Source organism: Streptococcus pneumoniae (genome assembly GCF_001457635.1).
Lineage (GTDB): Bacteria > Bacillota > Bacilli > Lactobacillales > Streptococcaceae > Streptococcus > Streptococcus pneumoniae.
The window spans coordinates 427695-451022 of record NZ_LN831051.1 but is presented as its reverse complement, the minus strand read 5'-3'; the positions used below and the strand labels follow the sequence as shown (position 1 = coordinate 451022).

The following is a 23328-nucleotide window of genomic DNA, read 5'->3' as shown; positions in this document are numbered from 1 at the left end:
GAGCGATTCTGAGACCAAGTTCCTTGGTCTGGCTGCATTATCAGTGGTAGAAGTTCTCTCAGCGCTTTTCTATTTTTTTGAGAAAGGAGGAAATATGGCAGGAAATATCAAAGGTATCAAAATTGAAATCGATGGCGACACGCAACCCTTGCAGAAGGCGCTGAAAAATGTCAATAAGGCCGCTACTGATGCAAGTCAGGAGTTGAGACAGATTGACAAGGCCTTGAAATTTGATACAGGGAACGTAACGCTCCTGACTCAGAAACAAGAGGTCTTACAAAAGCAAGTTTCGACGACCAAGGAGAAACTGGAAACCTTGAGACAAGCTCAGTCTCAGGTGGAACAGCAGTTCAAAAATGGTGATATCGGTGCTGATCAGTACCGTGCCTTTCAACGCGAAGTCGAAGTTACTCAAAACGTCCTAAAAGGATATGAGGGTAAGCTTGCAAATGTGAATCAGGCGCTTAATGAGAATGGGAGTGCTACTCAGAACAACAAGAACCAATTAAAAGAGTTGCAAAATGAGCAGAGTCAACTTGCTTCAGAGATGAGTAAGGTGACAAGTTCATTCAAACTGCAAGAAAGCGCTTTGGGTTCAAATGCTAGTGAAGCCGAGAGAAATGCTCTTGCCCAGAAAAAGATTGGTGCCCAGTCTGAGATTGTAAGTAAACAGATTTCAAATCTAGAACAGCAATTGGAAATCACTAAAAAAGAATTTGGTGAGAACTCCACACAAGCCAACAAGATGGAATCTGAGCTAAATCAGGCTAAGACTGCTTTTAATCATCTCAATGATGAGATGAAGGGAACAAAGTCTGCTGCTGATAGCACTCAAGAAAGTTTAAGTGAAATCTCAAGAAATTTAAGAGCAGAACTACTTCAACAGTTTAGTGAGAAGTTGAGTGCTATTTCAGAAAAGCTTGTGGAAGTAGGAAAAGAAGCGTTAGAAGCAGCTGCTCAAATGCAAGCTAGTAATGCTCAATTTACTACCGTTTTCGGAGATATGGAAACCCAAGCAAGAGAAGCGTTGAATGCTATTGGTCAGGAAATGGATATTGTCCCAGAGCGTTTACAAGGGTCATTTACTCAGATGGCTTCATTTGCTAAAACTTCAGGACTAGACACTGCGCAAGCATTGGACCTGACTTCCCGTGCAACTAGGGCAGCGGCGGATGGCGCAGCTTTTTACGACAAGTCCATCGAGAGCGTATCAGAAAGCCTACAATCTTTCCTGAAAGGAAACTTTGCTAACGATGCCGCTCTTGGAATCTCTGCGACAGAAACGACCAGGAATGCAGCTGCAAATAAATTGTACGGAAAGTCATTCAAGGACTTGAGCGAAGCGCAGAAGCAATTGACCTTGCTTCAGATGGTCGAAGACGGAAATAAACTCTCAGGAGCTCTTGGACAGGCTGCAAGAGAATCAGACGGCCTAGAAAACGTGATGGGGAATCTGAAACAAGCTGGGACCAATGCATTATCTGCTATTGGTCAACCTCTTCTAGAAATGATGATTCCTGTTTTTCAAACCTTGGCAACGATTGTGAAAGGTGTGGCCGAGCTGTTCAATTCCTTGCCTGATCCAGTAAAAGATTTTGTTGTTATTTTAGGAACAGTTGTGACTGCTGTAGGGGTCATAGCCCCCATATTCTTAACCTTGCAAGCCCTTGCTGAGTTTTTAAAAATATCTATTGGAGAAATGATAATTGCCGCATTGCCAATTATTGGAACAGCTATTGCAATTGCTGCTGCAGTTGCTGCAATTATTGTTATTGTAAAATATCTCTGGGAAACTAACGAAGGTTTTCGAGATGCGGTCACGACCGTTTGGAATGCTATACTAGCCGTTATCAATACAGTTGTTTCAGAAATCTCTGATTTCATCATGAGTATATTCGGGACGGTTGTTACTTGGTGGACGGAGAACCAGGAACTTATCAGGACAAGTGCTGAGACTGTCTGGAATGCCATTTATACGGTCATCAGTACAATACTGGATATACTTGGCCCCTTGCTCCAAGCTGGCTGGGATAACATTCAACTGATCATTACAACAACTTGGGAAATCATCAAGATCGTTGTTGAGACTGCAATCAATGTTGTCCTTGGTGTTATCCAAGCAGTTATGCAGATCATTACTGGTGATTGGTCAGGAGCTTGGGAAACTATCAAGGGAGTGTTTTCTACTGTATGGCAAGCTATTCAAAGCATTGTTCAGACTATTTTCTCAGCTATCCAGAGTTATATTTCAAATATTCTCAACGGCATTTCAGGAACTGTATCAAATATCTGGAACAGCATCAAGGACACTGTCTCAAATGTGTTAAATGCTATATCTAGTACTGTATCAAGTGTTTGGGAAGGTATCAAGAGTACCATTTCAAGTGCTATCAATGGTGCAAGGGATGCTGTTTCTTCAGCTATTGAAGCCATCAAAGGATTGTTTAACTTCAACATCAGCTGGCCACATATCCCACTACCTCACTTTTACGTGAGTGGTTCGGCCAATCCATTAGATTGGTTGAGTCAAGGTGTTCCAAGTATTGGAATCGAATGGTATGCCAAAGGCGGTATCATGACGAAACCAACTATCTTTGGAATGAATGGTAATAACATAATGGTTGGTGGTGAAGCTGGGAATGAAGCAGTATTGCCACTTAACGACAAAACGCTTGGAGCCATCGGTCGAGGTATCGCTCAAACTATGGGTGGAACTTCACCAACCATCAACATTACTATTACTGGTAACACCGTCAGAGAAGAAGCTGACATCAGTCGGATTGCTGATGAGGTGGCTCAGCGTATTGCTGACGAATTACAACGTAGGAGACAATTGAGAGGAGGGTTTGCATGATAAAGCATAATGAGCTTGTGATTGACGGTGTGAGGACATCGTCTTTTCCATTTAAGATCATTGTCCATGACTCTCCTTCAATCGCTCTAGGAGAGAGCAAGACAGCTCTCTTGGAGCATGGTGGTGTCAGTGGGGCAATCGTTCAGACAAACAAGCATAGGGAACTGGTCAAGAAAACTTATACGATTTACTTGGTCAAACCTACTGAAGAACAGATGAACCAATTTATGAGTCTGTTTATCCGTGAAAAGTTCTGGCTAGAGAGTGAGCGAGTCAAAACAACTCGTCTTTGGTGCTATAAGGTCAATGTGAGCGACCTTGAAGAAGTGCAACCTGGTCTTTACATGACCAAAGCAACCTTCACTTGCCATCCTACAAAATACTTTAAAGACTCCGATACACAGAGATTGACAAGAAGTGGGACTTTGACCGTTCAAGGTTCTGCTCTTGCCTTTCCTAAAATCACAATCGTTGGTCAGAGCGCTTCTGAAACTTCATTTACAATTGCTGGTCAGGTCATTCGTCTTGAACGACTCACTGAGTCGCTTGTGATGGTTAATAATCCTGACAATCCAAGTTTTAAAACAACAACAGGGAAGCCAGTCAAATGGTCAGGGGATTTTATCACAGTTGATCCAGCGAAAGTGAAGAATATTGGGGTTGTTTTAGGCCCAGGTATTCAATCGATTGAAATCGAAACGGTTTGGGGGTGGGCATAATTGCTTTATCTACTTAATAAAGATGTAAGAACCGTTCGATGGAACGGGGAGCCACTTCATGAAGCGACTTCGGCGATTGTGAAAGAAACTATGAATGGCGATTTTACCTTGACTGTGAAATATCCTATTTCTGATTCTGGTATTTACCAGCTCATCCAAGAAGATATGCTGATAAAGGCTCCGACTCCTGTCTTAGGAGCGCAGCTATTTCGTATCAAGAAACCTGTTGAGCACAATGACCATCTGGAAATCACAGCCTATCACATTTCAGATGATGTGATGCAACGATCTATCACACAAATGAGTGTGACTAGTCAGAGTTGTGGCATGGCTCTTGCTCGCATGGTACAAAACACCAAAACGGCTCTTGGAGACTTCTCATTCAACAGTGATATCCAGGACCGTAGGACATTCAACACGACTGAGACAGAAACCCTGTACTCTGTATTGCTGGACGGCAAGCATAGTATCGCCGGAACGTGGGAAGGCGAGCTGGTGCGTGATAACTTTGCGATGACTGTAAAGAAGAGTCGTGGTGAGAATCGTGGTGTTGTTATTACAACACATAAGAATCTGAAGGACTACCAACGAACCAAAAACAGTCAAAATGTTGTTACAAGGATTCATGCTCGATCCACATTTAAGCCTGAAGGTGCTGAAAAGGAAACAACTATCAGAGTGACTGTTGATAGTCCTCTTATTAATTCTTATCCTTATATAAACGAAAAAGAGTATGAGAACAACAACGCAAAATCCGTTGAAGAGTTGCAGAAGTGGGCACAGTCTAAGTTCTCAAATGAGGGAATTGACAAGGTCTCTGATGCTATCAAAATTGAAGCTTATGAACTTGATGGGCAAGTGGTCCATATGGGCGACACGGTCAATCTCAAGAGCTGGAAACATAATGTCGATGCATTCAAGAAAGCTATTGCTTATGAGTTCGATGCCTTAAAAGAAGAATACATCTCTCTGACTTTCGATGATAAGGCAGGTATTGGTGGTTCTAGAGCTTCTGGTGGCCTATCTAGCGCAGCCGATGCAATTCTTGGAGTGACAGAATCTGCACAAGAAATCGCCCTTGAAAAGGCTCTTCAAAATGCTGACTTAGACTTTGATCATAAGGCTGGATTGCTTAGACAGGAAATTTCTGACGATATTGAACTGGCCAAAGCCAGAGCTGAAGAAGTCAAGAGAGAACTGTCTGACACTATCAATCAGCGATTTAATAGCTTTGACAACGGGCCATTGAAAGAAACTAAGCGCAAGGCTGAGGAAGCTTTGCGAAATGCTGGCGCAAGTACCCTGCTTGCACAGGAAGCTAAGCGGATTGGGCTGGATTCTGTCGCTAGACTTGAAGCGTTTAAGTCGCAGACTACGAGCGCACAAACGGCTCTGTCGGGTGACTTGGACGCTCTGAAACGGACTATCGCGAATGATATTCGACCGAAGCAAGCACAGGCTGAAGCTGAGATTGCCAAGCAAGCTGAAGCACTTAGCCGGACTAAAAATGAACTGGCTGGCGCAAGTACCCTACTTGCACAGGAAGCTAAGCGGATTGAGCTGGATTCTGTTGCTAGACTTGAAGCGTTTAAGTCGCAGACTACGAGCGCTCAGACGGCTTTGTCAGGTGACTTGGATGTTCTAAAACAAACTATCGCAAACGATATTCGACCGAAGCAAGCACAGGCTGAAGCTGAGATTGCCAAGCAAGTTGAAGCACTTAGCCGGACTAAGAATGAACTGGCTGGCGTGAAGTCAGCGCAAGCGACGTATAAGGAGACGACGACTCGTAGACTGTCAGAACTGACCAACTTGGCCAATGGTAAAGCCAGCAAGTCAGAACTTACGCAAACAGCTGAGGAGCTGGCTAGTCGGATTGCGAGTGTGCAGGCAGGTAGTTCACGGAATTACTTCAGGAATTCACGTTCAAGAACGTTCACAACAGGAGGTCAAGCGGTATACGACTATCGAACATTCATAGTTCCTGATTTCTGGAAGAACAGTGACAGGTTCAAGCGTGATTATGTTCGCATATCTTTTGATGTGACTTTCCCTGTCGCCCTAGTAAATGACATGCCTGCTATGGTGCATTTTAGTGCTCATCCATGGTATGCCTACAGAAACTTAATTTTTAAAGGTGGAACTGTCGAACGCCAACATTTTGAGTTTACGATTGACTTGTCTAGTTCTTCTGAGGACTATCAGACTAATAATGTGTTCATTCGTTTTGGTACTAATTATGGATTTCCTGCTGGTCTGCAGGTCGTCATTGAGAACGCTATGTTATCGGTTGGTAATTATTTTCCAGCCTATCAACCAGCGTATGAAGACCAAGAAGACCGTGTCTCAGTAGTCGAATCCAACTTTAAACAGCGTGCTGATTCACTCGACGCTGGTGTAAGAAGCTTGACTGAAGGCCTTAGAACCAAAGCGGATATCAGCTCACTCAATGTGACTGCTGAAAATATCCGGCAATCTGTGAAGAGCCTTGAGACAGATACGCAGAACAAGCTAAATCAGAAGTTGAGTCAGGCTGAATTTGAGGTGCGAGCCGGCTCTATCCGTCAGGAAATCCTGAACGCAACCAAGGATAAAGCCAGCAAGTCAGAACTCACGCAGACAGCTGAGGAGCTGGCTAGTCGGATTGCGAGTGTGCAGGCATCCGGTCGAAATCTATTCTTGAACTCACTATTCAAGCAGGATATTCCAAAAACAGGAATTTGGACAACGAGTACATATACGGCTACTATCGATAGCGAAAGTAAGTATCTTGGACACAAGGCTCTTAAAATTATAGGTTTGAATCCATCTGGCCGTGATGGAGGTAATCCCAAGGTTACTTATCCAGCTCTGGGTCAATTCGGGAAAGTAATTCCCGGAAGTACGACTAATCAAGATGTAACCATTAGTTTTTATGCTAAGGCAAATAAAAATGGAATAATGCTAAGATCTCGATTAGGGAATATCGGATATAAAACTGGAAATGTGACATTGTCGACAGAAATTAAGCGATATGTTGTCCATATTCCAAAAGGTTGGACAAACGAATCCAAGCAGACCACAAATGAATGGTTGTTCAATTTCAACCAGGAAGGAACCATTTGGATTTGGATGCCGAAGTTTGAAATAAGCGATGTAGATACTTCTTATTCAGAAGCTCCTGAAGATATAGAAGGTCAGATTTCAACAGTTGAATCGACCTTCAAACAACGAGCCAACTAACTCGACGCTGGTGTAAGCCGTCTGACTGAAGGCCTTAGAACCAAAGTGGATATCAGCTCACTCAACGTGACTGCTGAAAATATTAGGCAGTCGGTGAAGAGTCTTGAGACAGACACGCAGAACAAGCTAAATCAGAAGTTGAGTCAGGCTGAATTTGAGGTGCGAGCAAGCGGAATCCGTCAGGAAATCCTGAATGCAACCAAGGACAAGGCTGACAAGACCTTGGTAACAGCGGAGGCTGGGAAGTTGAGAGAGGAGCTGACAAGTCTGTCGGTTGGCGAGAATCTGTTTGTAAACTCAGATTTTAAAAATCTGAGGGATAACGGACAGCGTTATACAGCTAACGGCAAGACCTATCAAAACATGATTGCGCCTTACTGGTACAATCCGTACAATGCTGGTATTCCAAATGCTCAAAATATCCAGCATGGGTATTTTGACACGGAAACGTTTAGTGATACTGTCTTTGCCTTTAACGAGAGCGACGGCTCCCGACACTGGAAAGCATTGTCAACTGATTTTAAAATCGGAGTCATCTCAGCTGGAGAGTATTACTTTTCAGCTGATTTGTATGCGACAGATTTAGGCACTCATATCAAATTTGGATTTTACTATCACAACTCGACTGGCAAACTCAATTTTTACGCAGGTCGAACAAAAATTGAAGTTACTGAAAAAGGCCGTTGGACTAGGCTAGGAATTGACTTAAAGGTCAATGATGACATTGACCTGACAAAAAAAGTCCAATTTTACATTTACGGCTATAATTTTGCTAGCAACTCAATTTTGTACCTTAAAAAGCCTAAAGTCTCGAAAGGTCGCTTAAAAAGCGATTGGAGCCCAGCTCTGGAAGACACCGAAGGCCTCATCACTGAGGCTAAGGCAACCTTTGAGCGGACAGCTCAGGGCTTGCGAACCGACTTATCAGCTATTCAGGAATATGTAAATAAAGACGGTCAGCGACAGGAAGCCCTACAGCGCTATACTCGTGAGGAGAGCACGAGACAAGCGACAGCAGTCCGTGAGCTGGTCAATCGTGATTTCGTTGGTAAGGCTACTTATCAAGAAGATGTTAAGGGTATCAATCAGAGGATTGAAGCTGTTAAAACTAGTGCGAATAAAGACATCGCTAGTCAAATCGCTAGCTATCGTCAATCTGTAGATGGTAAGTTCACGGATATTTCAAGTCAGATAACTACTTATAAGCAAGATGTGGGCGGTCAAATCAGTGGTCTATCAAATAGACTTACAAGCAGTGAGCAAGGAACCACTACTCAGATTTCAAATATTTCAAATCGGATAAACAGTAATAAACAAGGCACAGATAATCAGATTTCAAATTTAAAGACTCAGGTCGCTACAAACAAGGATAATGCTGAACGACAAATGGGTAGAATATCTGATCAGGTTTCTGCAAACAAAGCGAATGCTGATAGTCAATTTGCGAATGTGACCAATCAACTAGCGCGAAAAGTAGAGACTACTGACTTCCAGCGTGTTAAGGAAACCAGTAAACTTTACGAGCGGATTTTGGGCAATACTGAAAATGGAATTGCGGATAAGGTTGCTCGCATGGCTCTGACCAATCAACTGTTTCAGGTTGAGGTTGGGAAATATAGTGTAAGCGGCCCTAACCTCATTAAGAATAGTGATTTTAAAAATGGTACGAATGAATGGGGCTCAACTCAAAATTTAGGAAGATTGGTTAAGCATAGCTTTTATCACAACGGGCAGAAAGACCTTATGCGTTTAAGTAATGCAACTAAAAACGAAAACTTTTTGTATAGTCACCGTTTTAATCTTGAACGAAATACTGACTATGTACTGAATTTTAGAGGATTTAACAACAGTGCTCTCGCAAGCTATGATGTTTATATTTTGGGACGAAGAGCAGGCGAGAGCGATGGATTCACAATCGTTAAGAAAGTTGTTAGCAGCAAGAAACTATCTACCTCTAGATGCGAAGATGTCTCAGTAACTTTTAATTCCGGAGAAATGGATAATGCTTACATTCGTTTTGATAACAATGGCTCATCATCAGGAACAGCTGATTTGTATATTACAGAAGTTGACTTGTACAAAGGTTATAAACCTAGAACATGGCAACCACATCCAGAAGATGCAGTCGCAGATGCGAATAAGAAGCTTGAAGCCACGCAAACAAAAATGACTCAACTAGCTGGCTCATGGGTAGTTGAAAACATCAACTCGGCTGGAGATATCATCTCTGGAATCAATCTTGGCGCCAATGGACATAACCGCTTTGTTGGGAAATTGACCCACATCACTGGAGAGACCCTGATTGACAGAGCAGTCATCAAGTCTGCCATGGTTGATAAGCTCAAAACGGCCAATTTTGAAGCTGGTTCGGTCACGACTACGATATTAGACGCTGAAGCGGTCACGGCTGATAAAGTGAGATTTGATGCTGCGTTTATTAGAAAAATGATTGCAAATGACGCTTTTATTGACCAACTGACATCTAAACGTATCTTCTCTACTAAGGTTGAGTCCGTCATTTCTAGTTCAACCTTCCTAGAAGCCTATCAAGGCCGAATCGGTGGATTTACACTTGGTCAATTTGATCAGGGTGGCGGTCGCTGGATTTCAGGTGTCAATCAGTTCTCTGTTGGTATGGGGAATGGTGCCGGGCATGGGGTCCGGACAGCCTTCTGGGCGAACTGGGGAAATAATTGGAACTATGCCGGACCTAAAGCATGGAACGTCAATACTGATGGGAAAATGTACTGTAGGAATGAAGTCGGTTTTTATGATCAAGTGGATTTTTCGAATTCATCGAGAGCAAACTTCTATGGGAATACTACTTTTTCTCGTTCTCCTGTGTTTTCAAATGGTATCGAACTTGGAAGTAAAGATGTGCTTGGTGATGGTTGGAATCCCAAAGGCGGAAGGAATGCGGTTGTTTGGTGGAATCAGGTCGGTAGCGGTAGCGTGAAGTATTGGATGGAACAAAAATCAGACAGACGCTTAAAAGAGAACATCACAGATACAGCTGTGAAAGCCTTGGACAAAATCAACAGATTAAGAATGGTTGCATTTGATTTCATCGAAAATAAGAAACACGAGGAGATTGGTCTAATAGCTCAAGAGGCTGAAACCATCGTTCCAAGAATTGTCTCACGAGATCCTGAGAATCCAGATGGCTATCTACATATCGACTATACCGCTTTAGTTCCTTACTTAATCAAGGCTATTCAAGAATTAAATCAAAAAATAGAAAAAATGGAGAAAACAATAGCATGAATAACAACATGTTGACCAATATCGCACTTAAAGCAATTCAGGAGTTTGCTCTTGAAAATAGAAAACGAACACACAGATTGGAGAACTTAGAAAATGAACACAGAACAGCTTAACCAAGCCTTACAAATGACAATTCGTGAAATGTCAACAACTTCAACAGATTCGATGATTGCAAGTAATTTCTTGAGTATTCAGTTGAATGAGCAAAGGGAAGAGAATCAAAGACTTCAAGCACGAGTGGATGAGCTGGAAGCTCTGCTTGATGAACAAACTAAACCAGCAGACAAAGGAGAATAGACATGGCAGAAACAATTCAAAACACAGATAACTTACTAGACCTTACAAAAATCACAGAACCATTTGATCTTGCGAGCGCTTTGCGCTACATGAAAGAAAATGGAGAGTTCATTCGTTGCAAGAATGTAAGCGATGACTTCTATATGTATCGTGATGTTCAAAAACGTCCTGTGATCGTAAATGGCCGTCGCCAATTCAAGGATGTTGAAACTGTTTGGGCGTTCAACCAGTGGGGGGGTACAATCACAACAATCAACGTAGCCGTTCTGTTGAATCATGAATTCTATATCATGAAATTTGATGCAGAGGGCAATCCTGACTGGACGGATCCAACGGTAAAACCTAAAGAATAGGAGGTGTGTATGCAAATTGAATTTTTCAATTTTCTAAGAAGTGTCGTACAGACTGAAGATGGTTTGGTCTTGTACGCTCTAGCACTGATTGTCTCAATGGAAATCATTGATTTTGTGACAGGGACGATTGCGGCGATTATCAATCCTGACATCGAGTACAAGAGCAAAATCGGCATTAACGGGCTCCTTCGTAAGATTTCAGGGGTTCTCTTACTGATGATCCTCATTCCGGCGTCCGTTTTGTTGCCTGAAAAGACAGGTTTTGTATTCTTGCACTCAATCTATCTCGGGTACATCGCATTTACTTTTCAATCTCTCATTGAAAATTACCGCAAATTAAAAGGAAATGTTACTCTTTTTCAGCCGATTGTAAAAGTATTTCAGCGATTACTTGAAAAAGATGATGATACGAAAAAAGGAGAATAACAAATGCAACAAATTACTGAAATCATTACTAATGGAGCAATCAGCATCCTAGTCATTTTGGCAGGGGTGGTAGTTAGGGTAGTCAAGGAATACCTCGTCAAAAAAGGTGGAGAAAAGACTATCAAGATTGTTGAAATCTTGGCCAAGAACGCAGTTAATGCCGTGGAGCAGGTAGCTGCTGAAACTGGCTACAAGGGAGATGAAAAACTGGCACAGGCTCGCGCTAAAATTCGTGCAGAGCTGACCAAATATAATATCAGTATGACGGACAAGGACTTGGACACCTTTGTGGAGTCAGCCGTGAAGCAGATGAACGACGCTTGGAAAGGACAAGAGTAATGGATATCGATAGAAACAGACTACGTACAGGCTTGCCCCAGGTTGGGGTGCAGCCTTATCGACAAGTACATGCTCACTCAACAGGCAACCGTAACTCAACCGCTCAAAATGAAGCTGATTACCACTATAGAAAGGACCCTGAACTAGGGTTCTTTTCACATGTTGTCGGAAACGGCCGCATCATGCAGGTAGGACCTGTGAACAACGGAAGTTGGGATGTTGGGGGCGGTTGGAATGCTGAGAGTTATGCAGCGGTTGAACTGATTGAAAGCCATTCAACTAAGGAAGAGTTTATGGCTGACTATCGCCTCTATATCGAATTGCTACGCAATCTAGCAGATGAAGCAGGTTTGCCGAAAACGCTTGATACAGGGAGTTTAGCTGGAATTAAAACGCACGAGTATTGCACGAATAACCAACCAAACAACCACTCAGACCACGTTGACCCTTATCCATATCTTGCAAGTTGGGGCATTAGCCGTGAGCAGTTTAAGCAAGACATCGAAAACGGCTTGAGCGCTGCGACAGGCTGGCAGAAAAATGGTACTGGCTACTGGTACGTACACTCAGACGGCTCTTATCCAAAAGACAAGTTTGAGAAAATCAACGGTACCTGGTATTATTTCGATGGCTCAGGCTATATGCTTTCAGACCGCTGGAAGAAGCACACAGACGGTAATTGGTACTACTTTGACCAATCAGGCGAAATGGCCACAGGCTGGAAGAAAATCGCTGAGAAGTGGTACTATTTTGATGTAGAAGGTGCCATGAAGACAGGCTGGGTCAAGTACAAGGACACATGGTACTACTTAGACGCTAAAGAAGGCGCCATGGTATCAAATGCCTTTATCCAGTCAGCGGACGGAACAGGTTGGTACTACCTCAAACCAGACGGAACACTGGCAGATAAGCCAGACTTCACAGTAGAGCCAGATGGCTTGATTACAGTTAAATAAATAGAAAGGAAACTTTCTAAATTGTTCTTTCACCGCAGGCTCAGGCTTGCGGTTTTTTTGTTTGTCTGAATCAAGAAAGCGTCTAACCAACCGACACCAATGTCGGTAGCAAAATAAATGGTTTGCCTAAAAAATTAGAGTTAAGTTCTATTTTTCAAAAACACGCATTTTGAACGATTAGAAACAGAAATCTAAATCCTATTGTTCAAAAAAACGTTTACATGAAAAATAGGGAGGTGTTTTGTTAAAAATAAAAACAGTGATCGAAATCACTGCTTATCAGTTGTAGCAAATTCATAAAGTTTTTCTGCTGTGAGAAGTGCCATTTTGTCCATGCTTGTTTTTCCTTTTCTGAGGTCAGAAACAGTAGTCCATGGAACTCCAGCACCTTGGGAAATAGCAGATGTAGACATCGAACTGTCTAACAATTCTTGAATAACTTCTCTCATCTTATTTGTCCTTTTTATTTTTTAGATAAATATATACATTGATTGCAATTATAAAAATAGCTATTGCACTAACCATTGCATTTCCTCTTTCCATTTGATAAAATAGAGGTGTAAGGGGCTTTCGCCCCAACCTCTTAGCGTTTACCTTTTTCTTTGACGGGATTTCGGTTTACGCTTTTTGTTTTGCCTTGCGACCGTTATTGCGGTCACTAGACTTGCGATAGCAGTTACCGTTTCAGGAATATTGTCTATTGCCTTTTCAAGTAACCTGAGCCAATCTTCTTTGTTCAACTTCATCACCCCCTTTCCTTATCTTGATTATATTATATCACGGTACACCGAGAAAGTCAAGCGTTTTGATGAAGTTTTTTTTAATTTTTTCAAAAAAAAATAGACCTTGTCCAGAGGTCGGGGAGTTGGAGGGGGCACCCTCCAAAAGCATTGATTTAATAAGGTTTTATTTTACCTTTTTCATAATAATCTCCCTATAGAGTCACCGCATTCGGTGGCTTTTTTTGTGTTGGGATTCATGATATAATAATAAAATCGATAAGTAGGAAAAGAGAAAAGAGATGTATTATACGCTTGAAGAAAAAGAAGTCTTTATGAGGGAGGCTTTGAGAGAGGCTGAGATTGCTCTTGAACACGATGAAATTCCAATTGGTTGTGTGATTGTCAAAGATGGGGAAATCATTGGTCGTGGGCATAATGCGCGTGAGGAATTACAGCGAGCGGTTATGCATGCGGAAATTATGGCTATAGAGGATGCGAACTTGAGTGAGGAGAGCTGGCGCTTGCTGGATTGCACACTTTTTGTGACCATTGAACCTTGTGTCATGTGTAGTGGAGCGATTGGGCTTGCCCGCATTCCAAATGTGGTCTATGGGGCTAAAAACCAGAAATTTGGCGCTGCTGGGAGTTTGTACAATATCTTGACAGATGAGCGTCTCAATCATCGTGTGGAGGTTGAAATAGGAATTTTGGAAGATGAATGCGCAGCTATCATGCAGGATTTTTTTAGAAATAGACGGAAAAAATAATTTTGCTTTTAAAATGAATAGGAATGTGATATAATAAATAGTGGAGCAACAGTTCTGCGTGAAGCGGGTCAGGGGAGGAATCCAGCAGCCCTAAGCGATTTGAATTGTGTGCTCTTTTTTTCGTGCTTTTTCCGAATAAATAAGATAGAATAATCTAGAATAAATGATAATAGAAAAGAGAAAATTATGAAAATTCGTGGTTTTGAATTGGTTTCGAGTTTTACAGATGAAAATTTATTGCCCAAGCGTGAGACAGCGCATGCGGCTGGTTACGACTTAAAGGTTGCTGTGCGTACAGTTGTTGCGCCAGGAGAGATTGTCTTGGTTCCGACAGGGGTTAAGGCTTATATGCAGCCGACTGAGGTTCTCTACCTCTATGATCGTTCTTCAAATCCTCGTAAGAAGGGCTTGGTTTTAATTAACTCAGTTGGGGTCATTGATGGGGATTATTATGGAAATCCTGGAAATGAAGGGCATATTTTTGCGCAGATGAAGAATATCACAGATCAAGAGGTTGTTCTTGAAGTTGGGGAACGTATTGTCCAGGCTGTTTTTGCTACTTTCTTAATTGCAGATGGAGATGCAGCTGATGGCGTTCGAACTGGTGGATTTGGATCGACAGGGCACTAGAATGAAGATTATCTTTGTACGTCATGGGGAGCCAGATTACCGTGAGTTAGAGGAGCGTTCTTATATAGGATTTGGGATAGATTTGGCACCCTTGTCTGAGATGGGACGGCAGCAAGTCCAGAAATTGAGCAAAAATCCTTTACTCTCGTCAGCTGAAATAATCGTATCTTCTGCAGTCACAAGAGCTTTAGAAACGGCTTCGTATGTGGTCTGTGCTACGGGTCTTCCTTTAAGAGTAGAGCCTTTATTACATGAATGGCAGGTCTATAAAACAGGAATAGAAAACTTTGAAACAGCTAGAAGACTGTTTTTAGAAAACAAGGGGGAGTTGCTTCCTAATAGTCCTATTCAATATGAGACAGCTACGGAAATGAAGTCTCGGTTTCTAGAATGTATGTCTAAGTATCGAGAACATCAGACTGTGGTAGTTGTTGCTCATCGAATGCTCATGCGCCAGTTTGTGCCAAATGAGAAGATTGATTTTTGCCAAGTGATTGAGTGTGAGTTAGAGATATAGAAAGAGGTTTGTCATCGCAAAGAAAAAAGCGACATTTGTATGTCAAAATTGTGGGTATAATTCCCCTAAATATCTGGGACGTTGCCCCAACTGTGGGTCTTGGTCTTCTTTTGTGGAAGAGGTTGAGGTTGCCGAGGTCAAGAATGCGCGTGTGTCCTTGACAGGTGAGAAAACCAAGCCCATGAAACTAGCTGAGGTGACTTCCATCAATGTCAATCGAACCAAGACGGAGATGGAGGAATTCAACCGTGTGCTTGGAGGCGGAGTGGTACCAGGAAGTCTCGTCCTCATCGGTGGGGATCCTGGGATTGGGAAATCAACTCTTCTCCTACAAGTCTCAACCCAGTTGTCCCAAGTGGGGACAGTTCTCTATGTCAGTGGGGAGGAGTCTGCCCAGCAGATTAAATTACGTGCAGAGCGCTTAGGTGATATTGATAGTGAGTTTTATCTCTATGCAGAGACCAATATGCAGAGTGTTCGTGCAGAAGTGGAGCGTATCCAGCCAGACTTCTTCATTATTGACTCTATCCAGACCATTATGTCTCCTGAGATTTCAGGGGTGCAGGGGTCTGTTTCTCAGGTGCGTGAAGTGACCGCTGAACTCATGCAGTTGGCCAAGACCAATAACATTGCCATCTTTATCGTAGGTCATGTGACCAAAGAAGGAACCTTGGCTGGGCCTCGTATGTTGGAGCATATGGTGGATACGGTGCTTTACTTTGAAGGGGAGCGTCACCACACCTTTCGTATTTTGAGAGCGGTCAAAAATCGTTTTGGTTCCACTAATGAGATTGGGATTTTTGAGATGCAGTCGGGCGGCTTGGTTGAGGTACTCAATCCGAGTCAAGTTTTCCTAGAAGAGCGTTTGGATGGGGCGACTGGTTCCTCCATCGTTGTAACCATGGAAGGGACGCGTCCGATTTTGGCGGAGGTTCAGGCTTTAGTAACACCGACCATGTTTGGAAATGCCAAGCGTACTACGACAGGACTTGATTTTAACCGTGCTAGCTTGATTATGGCTGTTTTGGAAAAACGGGCAGGGCTTCTCTTGCAAAATCAGGATGCCTATCTCAAATCTGCTGGTGGTGTTAAATTGGATGAACCTGCCATTGACTTGGCTGTTGCAGTTGCTATTGCTTCGAGCTACAAAGACAAACCAACTAATCCTCAGGAATGTTTTGTCGGAGAACTGGGCTTGACAGGAGAGATTCGGCGCGTGAATCGTATTGAGCAACGCATCAACGAAGCTGCTAAACTGGGCTTTACTAAGATTTATGTACCTAAGAATTCCTTGACAGGAATCACTCTGCCTAAGGAAATTCAGGTCATTGGCGTGACAACGATTCAGGAAGTTTTGAAAAAGGTCTTTGCATAATCCGTGACAAATTCTCTTAAAAATGATAAGATAGGAGAAATATTTGACTATCAAATTTTCAAGGAGGGAATCGTGTCGTATTTTGAACAGTTTATGCAAGCCAATCAGGCTTATGTTGCCCTACATGGGCAGTTAAATCTGCCACTTAAACCCAAAACAAGAGTAGCTATTGTGACCTGTATGGACTCTCGTCTGCACGTTGCGCAAGCTCTGGGCTTGGCACTTGGGGATGCTCATATCTTGCGGAATGCAGGTGGTCGAGTGACTGAAGACATGATTCGTTCGCTAGTTATTTCCCAGCAACAAATGGGGACAAGAGAGATTGTGGTATTGCACCATACAGACTGTGGTGCTCAGACCTTTGAAAATGAACCTTTTCAGGAGTATTTAAAAGAGGAATTAGGTGTAGATGTGTCAGACCAGGATTTCTTGCCCTTCCAAGATATAGAAGAGAGTGTACGCGAGGATATGCAACTGCTTATCGAGTCTCCCCTAATACCAGACGATGTCATTATCTCTGGTGCCATTTACAATGTTGATACAGGAAGTATGACAGTCGTAGAATTATAAATACTTCATTTAGAAAGAAAGTGTATGAAGAAAAGCAGTATTTTATTGCTATGTATTGGTTTACAGTATGAAACCATCTACTATACGGACGGTTCGAGGTCAGGTGCGGAATATGGACTAATGGGAATTTCTATCTTTCTAGCTCTCTTTTACATGATTCCGGCTCTTTATTTTCTCTTCCGTATTGGGAAAAATGGGAATTGCCAAAGAAGGTTTTGATTCTGTCTTTATTGGGAGGGATGTTCCTTTCAGGCTGGTTGTCTAGTTTTGCTAATACTTATATCCATGATTTACTGGGGGTTCTTTTCCCAGATAGTACATTTTTAAATGCCTTTGAAAGTGCTATTGTGGCTCCTTTGGTAGAAGAACCCTTGAAATTATTGCCACTTGTTTTTGTTTTGGCTTTGATTCCTGTGCGAAAATTAAAATCTTTGTTTTTACTTGGAATTGCTTCCGGTTTGGGATTCCAAATGATTGAGGATATTGGTTATATTCGTACGGATTTGCCAGAGGGCTTTGACTTTACTATTTCGCGAATTTTAGAGCGTATCATCTCAGGAATTGCCTCTCACTGGACTTTTTCAGGTCTAGCTGTAGTAGGTGTTTACTTGCTTTACAGAGCCTATAAAGGACAGAAGGTTGGCAAGAAACAGGGCCTTATTTTTCTAGGTTTAGCCTTGGGAACTCACTTCTTGTTTAACTCTCCTTTTGTGGAGTTGGAAACAGAGTTGCCTTTAGCGATTCCAGTGGTTACGGCTATTGCTCTCTATGGTTTTTATCATGCTTATTGCTTTGTTGAGAAACACAATGAGTTGATGACCTAGAATATTTTTCAAAAGAATGATGCAAGGGTACAAATATGGTGCCCTTCTTTTATTTTTGATTGAAAAATAGTGCAAAAAGCGCTACAATGGTAGATGGAAAATCTTGTGAAAGGCACAAGTTATACATATATACCGGAGGAAATCATGTCTTTTTCTGATTTAAAGCTGTTTGCCCTTTCTTCTAATAAAGAATTGGCAGAACGTGTGGCGCAGGAGATTGGGATAGAGTTGGGGAAATCAAGTGTTCGCCAATTTTCAGATGGAGAGATTCAGGTCAACATTGAAGAATCAATCCGTGGGAAACACGTCTTTATCTTACAATCAACTAGTTCGCCTGTAAATGACAATCTGCTTGAAATTTTGATTATGGTAGATGCTTTGAAGCGTGCGAGTGCAGAATCTGTCAATGTTGTCATGCCTTACTATGGGTATGCACGTCAGGATAGAAAGGCGAGAGCGCGTGAGCCAATCACTTCAAAACTTGTCGCAAATATGCTTGAAGTAGCTGGAGTGGATCGTTTATTGACCATCGACTTGCATGCTGCGCAAATTCAAGGATTCTTTGATATTCCTGTGGATCATTTGATGGGTGCTCCTCTGATTGCAGATTATTTTGAGCGTCGTGGTATGGTTGGTTCTGACTATGTGGTTGTCAGCCCGGACCATGGAGGGGTGACTCGTGCTCGTAAGTTGGCAGAATTTTTGAAAACATCTATCGCTATTATTGATAAACGTCGTAGCGTTGATAAGATGAATACTAGTGAAGTTATGAATATCATCGGTAAGGTTGAAGGCAAGACTTGTATCTTGATTGATGATATGATTGATACCGCTGGAACGATTTGTCATGCGGCAGATGCTCTTGCGGAAGCTGGTGCTGTTGAAGTCTATGCAAGCTGTACGCACCCAGTTCTTTCTGGTCCTGCTACGGACAATATCCAAAAATCAGCTATTAAGAAATTGGTTGTTTTGGATACCATCTATCTGCCAGAAGAGCGTTTGATTGATAAGATTGAGCAGATTTCAATCGCTCATCTCCTAGGGGATGCTATCGTACGTATTCATGAAAAACGACCACTTTCTCCACTTTTCGATATTGAGAAAAAAATTTAATGACCAAGCCTGAGATGATTCTCAGGTTTTTTCGTCTTTTTTCCGAATAAATAGATAGTAGCGGTGAATCTAGTAAAGCTAGATTTAAAACTGTGATATAATAAAAAGAGAAGAAATATGACTGTACGTCATCAGAAGTTTCAGCGACCATCATTTTTGAACAGTGATAGCACTTGAATCGACGCTTTCTAAGGAGAATTCTAGTAGGCATACCAGTCGTTTCAAGATAAGGAATTTTAGAAGGTTTTTGAAAGTCATATTTCTTCAATTGGTTTCCGCACTCAGGGCAAGATGGGGCGTCGTAGTCCAGTTTGGCGATGATTTCCTTGTGTGTATCCTTATTGATGATGTTTAAAATCTGGACATTAGGGTCTTTAATGTCTAGTAATTTTGTGATAAAATGTAATTGTTCCATATGATTCTTTCTAATGAGTTGTTTTGTCGCTTTTCATTATAGGTCATATGGGACTTTTTTTCTACACAAAATAGGCTCCATAATATCCATAGGGGATTTACCCACTATGGATATTATGGAGCCATTTTACAACAGTGCCTCAAATTCAGATACTGACATACCTAATTGCTGGCTGGCAACCTCAGAAGTCAGAAGATCTTGGCGTACTATGTCTAGGAAGGCAAAAAGTTTCCTTTCTTCCCTTCCTTCAACTTTCCCACGCTCTAAGCCTTGTTCAATACCTCCCGCCCTAGCAGTTTCCAAGGCATAGTCCTGCGCTAACAAGGCTTGTTCTTCTCGCATACGTAGTTGACTAAACATTTTCCTATCCTCCTCGGACCAGCTCTTGTAGTCCAGCAGTTGATTTGCTTGGGTAATGGCTCGTTGCGGTTGCTGGGTAAAGGGCTTGTTGCCGAAAAACTCCAACCATGGCTTGCGAACCTTGTCTTTGCTGGTTTCTCTGTATTTTTTAATTCCAAGAATGCCATCTTAACCAGATGGTTTTCCTGTCCATTGTTGGTAATCGCCAATACCTCACCTGTTGTGTCTTCGCGCATACTAAAGCTATGAAAAGCCAGGTCATCTGAGAAATAATTACTATCCACGATAGCAATGACGTAAACAGGAGCGATGTGTTTGTAGATCTAGTGAGTATCACCTTCTCGCTGACGAATTTTTTCAAGATTTTGATTAACCTGACTGCACAGGTAAGCCCACAAGTGATTGATGAAAAAATTCTGATGATGGACTTGAATCTCAATAATTACTTGAGTACCGTTATCCAACTCCGCCAAGACGTCTATACTGGTATAAAAATCCTGCACCGAGTAAGGCATGGAGAGTAATACGTGAATATCGCTTCCCTCCAAAATGGTCACATTTTTTGCTGGCAAGTCCAGCATATCGCGAATAAATTGACAAGTGATTTCTGGATTGCTGAATATTTTCTTAGCAATCAAATCATTAGTTGGGCTGATGCCCGGATGTCTGAGAATCCTCCTATTCCTCCTTCTATAGTGAGTTGAAATAAGATGTGAATAACTCTATCAGGAAAGTCAAATTAATTTATAGAAATATTTTAGCAGTCAAGGTGTACTATTATAGATTCAATATACTATATTATAGCACATTTTTAAATCTAGGTTTACTAAATTCTCTGGCTCTATCTATTTATTCGGAAAAAGTTTGAAAAATACTTGCTCTAGCTCTTCCCAATGGTATTTTTTGATTCTTTCCTTTATAATGGGTGTATGGATAAGAAAAAATTATTATTGATTGATGGGTCTTCTGTAGCTTTTCGGGCGTTTTTTGCGCTGTATCAGCAGTTGGACCGTTTTAAGAATGCGGCTGGTTTGCATACCAATGCGATTTATGGTTTTCAGTTGATGTTGAGTCATTTGTTGGAGCGGGTTGAGCCGAGTCATATTTTGGTGGCTTTTGATGCGGGAAAGACGACCTTCCGGACAGAGATGTATGCGGACTATAAGGGTGGTCGGGCCAAGACTCCTGATGAGTTTCGTGAGCAATTTCCTTTCATTCGTGAGTTGCTGGATCATATGGGGATTCGTCACTATGAGCTGGCTCAGTATGAGGCGGATGACATCATTGGGACGCTGGATAAGCTAGCAGAGCAGGATGGTTTTGATATTACCATTGTCAGTGGGGACAAGGATTTGATTCAGCTGACGGATGAGCATACGGTGGTTGAAATTTCCAAGAAAGGTGTGGCTGAGTTTGAGGCCTTTACGCCAGATTACCTCATGGAAGAAATGGGCCTCACACCAGCTCAGTTTATCGATCTCAAGGCGCTCATGGGTGATAAGTCGGATAATATCCCTGGGGTGACCAAAGTCGGTGAAAAGACGGGTATTAAGCTCTTGCTGGAGCATGGTTCGCTTGAGGGGATTTATGAAAATATTGATGGAATGAAGACTTCTAAGATGAAGGAAAATCTCATCAATGACAAGGAACAGGCCTTTTTATCTAAAACACTAGCGACCATTGATACCAAGGCACCGATTGCGATTGGTTTAGAGGACTTGGTCTATAGTGGTCCAGATGTTGAAAATCTTGGGAAATTCTACGATGAGATGGGCTTCAAACAGCTAAAGCAGGCTTTAAATGTGTCGTCAGCTGATGTGTCTGAGAGTTTGGATTTTACTATTGTTGACCAAATCAGTCAAGATATGCTGAGTGAAGAGTCTATCTTCCACTTTGAGCTTTTTGGTGAGAATTACCATACGGATAATTTGGTTGGATTTGCCTGGTCTTGTGGGGATAAGCTCTATGCCACAGACAAGCTTGAGCTGTTGCAAGACCCGATTTTCAAGGATTTCTTAGAAAAAACATCTCTGAGAGTTTATGACTTTAAGAAGGTTAAAGTTCTTTTGCAACGTTTTGGTGTGGATTTGCAGGCGCCTGCTTTTGACATCCGTTTGGCTAAATACCTCCTTTCGACTGTGGAGGACAATGAAATTGCGACCATCGCTAGTCTTTATGGTCAGACTTACTTGGTTGATGATGAAACTTTCTACGGTAAGGGTGTTAAAAAGGCCATTCCTGAACGTGAGAAATTCTTGGAACACTTAGCTTGTAAACTTGCTGTTTTGGTAGAAACAGAGCCTATTTTACTTGAAAAACTCAGCGAAAATGGGCAATTAGAGCTTCTTTATGATATGGAGCAACCTCTGGCTTTTGTCCTTGCCAAGATGGAAATTGCTGGGATTATGGTCAAGAAAGAGACCTTGCTTGAGATGCAGGCTGAAAATGAGCTTGTCATTGAAAAACTGACTCAAGAGATTTACGAGCTGGCTGGTGAGGAGTTTAATGTCAACTCGCCTAAGCAGTTGGGCGTGCTTCTCTTTGAGAAATTGGGACTTCCTCTAGAATACACTAAGAAAACCAAGACAGGTTATTCGACAGCAGTGGATGTGTTGGAGCGTCTCGCTCCTATTGCTCCGATTGTTAAGAAAATCCTGGATTACCGTCAAATTGCTAAGATTCAATCTACTTATGTAATTGGCTTGCAGGACTGGATTTTGGCTGATGGAAAGATTCATACTCGCTATATGCAGGATTTGACCCAGACCGGGCGTTTGTCTAGTGTGGATCCAAACTTGCAAAATATTCCTGCCCGATTGGAACAAGGGCGCTTGATTCGGAAGGCTTTTGTGCCAGAGTGGGAGGATAGTGTGCTACTCAGCTCTGACTATTCACAGATTGAATTGCGCGTTTTGGCGCATATTTCTAAGGATGAGCACTTGATTAAGGCCTTCCAAGAGGGGGCAGATATCCATACTTCGACAGCCATGCGGGTCTTTGGCATTGAGCGTCCTGATAATGTGACTGCAAATGATCGTCGCAATGCCAAGGCAGTTAACTTTGGAGTGGTTTATGGGATTTCAGACTTTGGCTTGTCTAATAATTTGGGAATTAGTCGTAAGGAAGCCAAAGCCTACATTGATACCTACTTTGAACGTTTTCCAGGTATTAAAAACTACATGGATGAAGTGGTGCGGGAGGCGCGTGATAAGGGCTATGTAGAGACCCTCTTTAAGCGTCGCCGTGAGTTGCCAGATATCAATTCGCGCAACTTCAATATTCGTGGTTTTGCGGAGCGAACTGCTATCAACTCACCTATCCAGGGTTCGGCAGCAGATATTCTCAAGATTGCCATGATTCAGCTGGATAAAGCCTTGGTTGCAGGTGGTTATCAGACTAAGATGCTGTTACAAGTGCACGATGAAATCGTCCTTGAAGTGCCTAAATCTGAATTGGTAGAGATGAAAAAATTGGTGAAACAAACCATGGAAGAAGCCATTCAACTCAGTGTTCCTCTTATCGCAGATGAGAATGAAGGGGCAACCTGGTACGAGGCTAAATAAAAAGGGGGCTAGTCCTCCTTTTTTGTAGTAGAATTCTGCAAA

The 23328-nt window shown here is 42.2% G+C and carries 19 protein-coding genes, 1 other RNA gene and 3 pseudogenes; 19 read left to right on the top strand and 4 right to left on the bottom strand.

Translation table 11 applies throughout. The features are described from left to right. Positions 1–94: 94 nt before the first annotated feature. The 10 genes from AT689_RS02325 to AT689_RS02280 are packed head-to-tail and all read left to right on the top strand — an operon-like array spanning position 95 to position 12430. The gene (locus AT689_RS02325) at positions 95–2854 is read left to right on the top strand and encodes a hypothetical protein (RefSeq protein WP_000918322.1); all 2760 of its coding nucleotides are present in this window, start codon (positions 95–97) and stop codon (positions 2852–2854) included. Then, entirely contained in the window at positions 2851–3573 is a 723-nt protein-coding gene (locus tag AT689_RS02320; protein WP_000589852.1) for a hypothetical protein, read from the top strand. The genes AT689_RS02325 and AT689_RS02320 overlap by 4 nt, the downstream gene beginning before the upstream one ends. After that, the gene (locus tag AT689_RS13835) at positions 3574–6795 is read left to right on the top strand and encodes a phage tail spike protein (RefSeq protein ID WP_001844648.1); all 3222 of its coding nucleotides are present in this window, start codon (positions 3574–3576) and stop codon (positions 6793–6795) included. A 45-nt stretch (positions 6796–6840) separates the two neighbouring features. Continuing rightward, positions 6841–10059 carry a tail fiber domain-containing protein gene (locus tag AT689_RS13830; protein WP_000355393.1) on the top strand — a complete coding sequence of 1073 codons (3219 nt, stop codon included), beginning with the start codon at positions 6841–6843 and terminating at the stop codon, positions 10057–10059. Beyond that, complete coding sequence (locus tag AT689_RS13645) at positions 10056–10172, top strand: hypothetical protein (RefSeq protein WP_001063632.1); 117 nt, start codon at positions 10056–10058, stop codon at positions 10170–10172. Before AT689_RS13830 ends, AT689_RS13645 begins: the two co-directional genes overlap by 4 nt. After that, positions 10153–10356 carry a hypothetical protein gene (locus AT689_RS02300; RefSeq protein WP_001091109.1) on the top strand — a complete coding sequence of 68 codons (204 nt, stop codon included), beginning with the start codon at positions 10153–10155 and terminating at the stop codon, positions 10354–10356. Before AT689_RS13645 ends, AT689_RS02300 begins: the two co-directional genes overlap by 20 nt. A 2-nt stretch (positions 10357–10358) precedes the next feature. After that, positions 10359–10709, top strand: a complete 351-nt coding sequence (locus AT689_RS02295; protein ID WP_000852247.1) for a hypothetical protein — start codon at positions 10359–10361, stop codon at positions 10707–10709. Between the two features lie 9 nt (positions 10710–10718). Beyond that, positions 10719–11135, top strand: coding sequence for a phage holin family protein (locus AT689_RS02290; protein ID WP_001165344.1), 417 nt, complete (start codon positions 10719–10721; stop codon positions 11133–11135). A 3-nt stretch (positions 11136–11138) separates the two neighbouring features. After that, positions 11139–11474, top strand: a complete 336-nt coding sequence (locus tag AT689_RS02285) for a phage holin (protein ID WP_001186237.1) — start codon at positions 11139–11141, stop codon at positions 11472–11474. Beyond that, positions 11474–12430 carry an N-acetylmuramoyl-L-alanine amidase family protein gene (locus AT689_RS02280; protein ID WP_000350458.1) on the top strand — a complete coding sequence of 319 codons (957 nt, stop codon included), beginning with the start codon at positions 11474–11476 and terminating at the stop codon, positions 12428–12430. The genes AT689_RS02285 and AT689_RS02280 overlap by 1 nt, the downstream gene beginning before the upstream one ends. A 269-nt stretch (positions 12431–12699) precedes the next feature. Here AT689_RS02280 and AT689_RS02275 read toward each other — a convergent pair whose 3' ends face one another. Together AT689_RS02275 and AT689_RS12785 are read right to left on the bottom strand one after the other, a co-directional pair. Further along, a complete protein-coding gene (locus AT689_RS02275; protein ID WP_001209433.1) occupies positions 12700–12879 on the bottom strand; it encodes a hypothetical protein in 180 nt (59 codons plus the stop codon). A 141-nt stretch (positions 12880–13020) separates the two neighbouring features. After that, a complete protein-coding gene (locus AT689_RS12785; protein ID WP_001030863.1) occupies positions 13021–13170 on the bottom strand; it encodes a hypothetical protein in 150 nt (49 codons plus the stop codon). Between the two features lie 281 nt (positions 13171–13451). On the opposite strand from AT689_RS12785, the gene tadA reads away from it, so the two are divergent. From tadA to AT689_RS02235, 8 genes and pseudogenes are all read left to right on the top strand, one after another. After that, positions 13452–13919 (top strand): tRNA adenosine(34) deaminase TadA, encoded by a 468-nt coding sequence (gene tadA, locus AT689_RS02270; RefSeq protein WP_000291875.1) that lies wholly within the window; start codon positions 13452–13454, stop codon positions 13917–13919. Positions 13920–13951: 32 nt separating this feature from the next. Next, positions 13952–14049: signal recognition particle sRNA small type (gene ffs, locus AT689_RS02265), an RNA gene on the top strand. Between the two features lie 56 nt (positions 14050–14105). Next, positions 14106–14549, top strand: a complete 444-nt coding sequence (locus AT689_RS02260) for a dUTP diphosphatase (protein ID WP_000701992.1) — start codon at positions 14106–14108, stop codon at positions 14547–14549. A 1-nt stretch (position 14550) separates the two neighbouring features. After that, entirely contained in the window at positions 14551–15066 is a 516-nt protein-coding gene (locus AT689_RS02255) for a histidine phosphatase family protein (protein WP_000691236.1), read from the top strand. A 13-nt stretch (positions 15067–15079) separates the two neighbouring features. Then, positions 15080–16441, top strand: coding sequence for a DNA repair protein RadA (gene radA / locus AT689_RS02250; RefSeq protein WP_078065389.1), 1362 nt, complete (start codon positions 15080–15082; stop codon positions 16439–16441). A gap of 72 nt (positions 16442–16513) precedes the next feature. After that, entirely contained in the window at positions 16514–17011 is a 498-nt protein-coding gene (locus AT689_RS02245) for a beta-class carbonic anhydrase (RefSeq protein WP_001809263.1), read from the top strand. Between the two features lie 24 nt (positions 17012–17035). After that, positions 17036–17835 (top strand): annotated as a pseudogene (locus AT689_RS02240) (PrsW family intramembrane metalloprotease). A gap of 144 nt (positions 17836–17979) precedes the next feature. After that, on the top strand, positions 17980–18948 hold the full coding sequence (locus tag AT689_RS02235; RefSeq protein WP_000010163.1) for a ribose-phosphate diphosphokinase: 969 nt from the start codon (positions 17980–17982) through the stop codon (positions 18946–18948). A 133-nt stretch (positions 18949–19081) separates the two neighbouring features. Here the strand turns inward: AT689_RS02235 and AT689_RS11390 are convergent. Both AT689_RS11390 and AT689_RS13075 read right to left on the bottom strand, forming a co-directional pair. After that, a pseudogene (locus tag AT689_RS11390) lies at positions 19082–19363 on the bottom strand (transposase family protein); the annotation flags it as partial. A gap of 126 nt (positions 19364–19489) precedes the next feature. Next, positions 19490–20397: pseudogene (locus AT689_RS13075) on the bottom strand (Rpn family recombination-promoting nuclease/putative transposase). 255 nt (positions 20398–20652) lie between these two features. On the opposite strand from AT689_RS13075, the gene polA reads away from it, so the two are divergent. After that, positions 20653–23286 (top strand): DNA polymerase I, encoded by a 2634-nt coding sequence (gene polA / locus AT689_RS02215; protein WP_001844860.1) that lies wholly within the window; start codon positions 20653–20655, stop codon positions 23284–23286. The last annotated feature ends 42 nt before the right edge of the window (positions 23287–23328 follow it).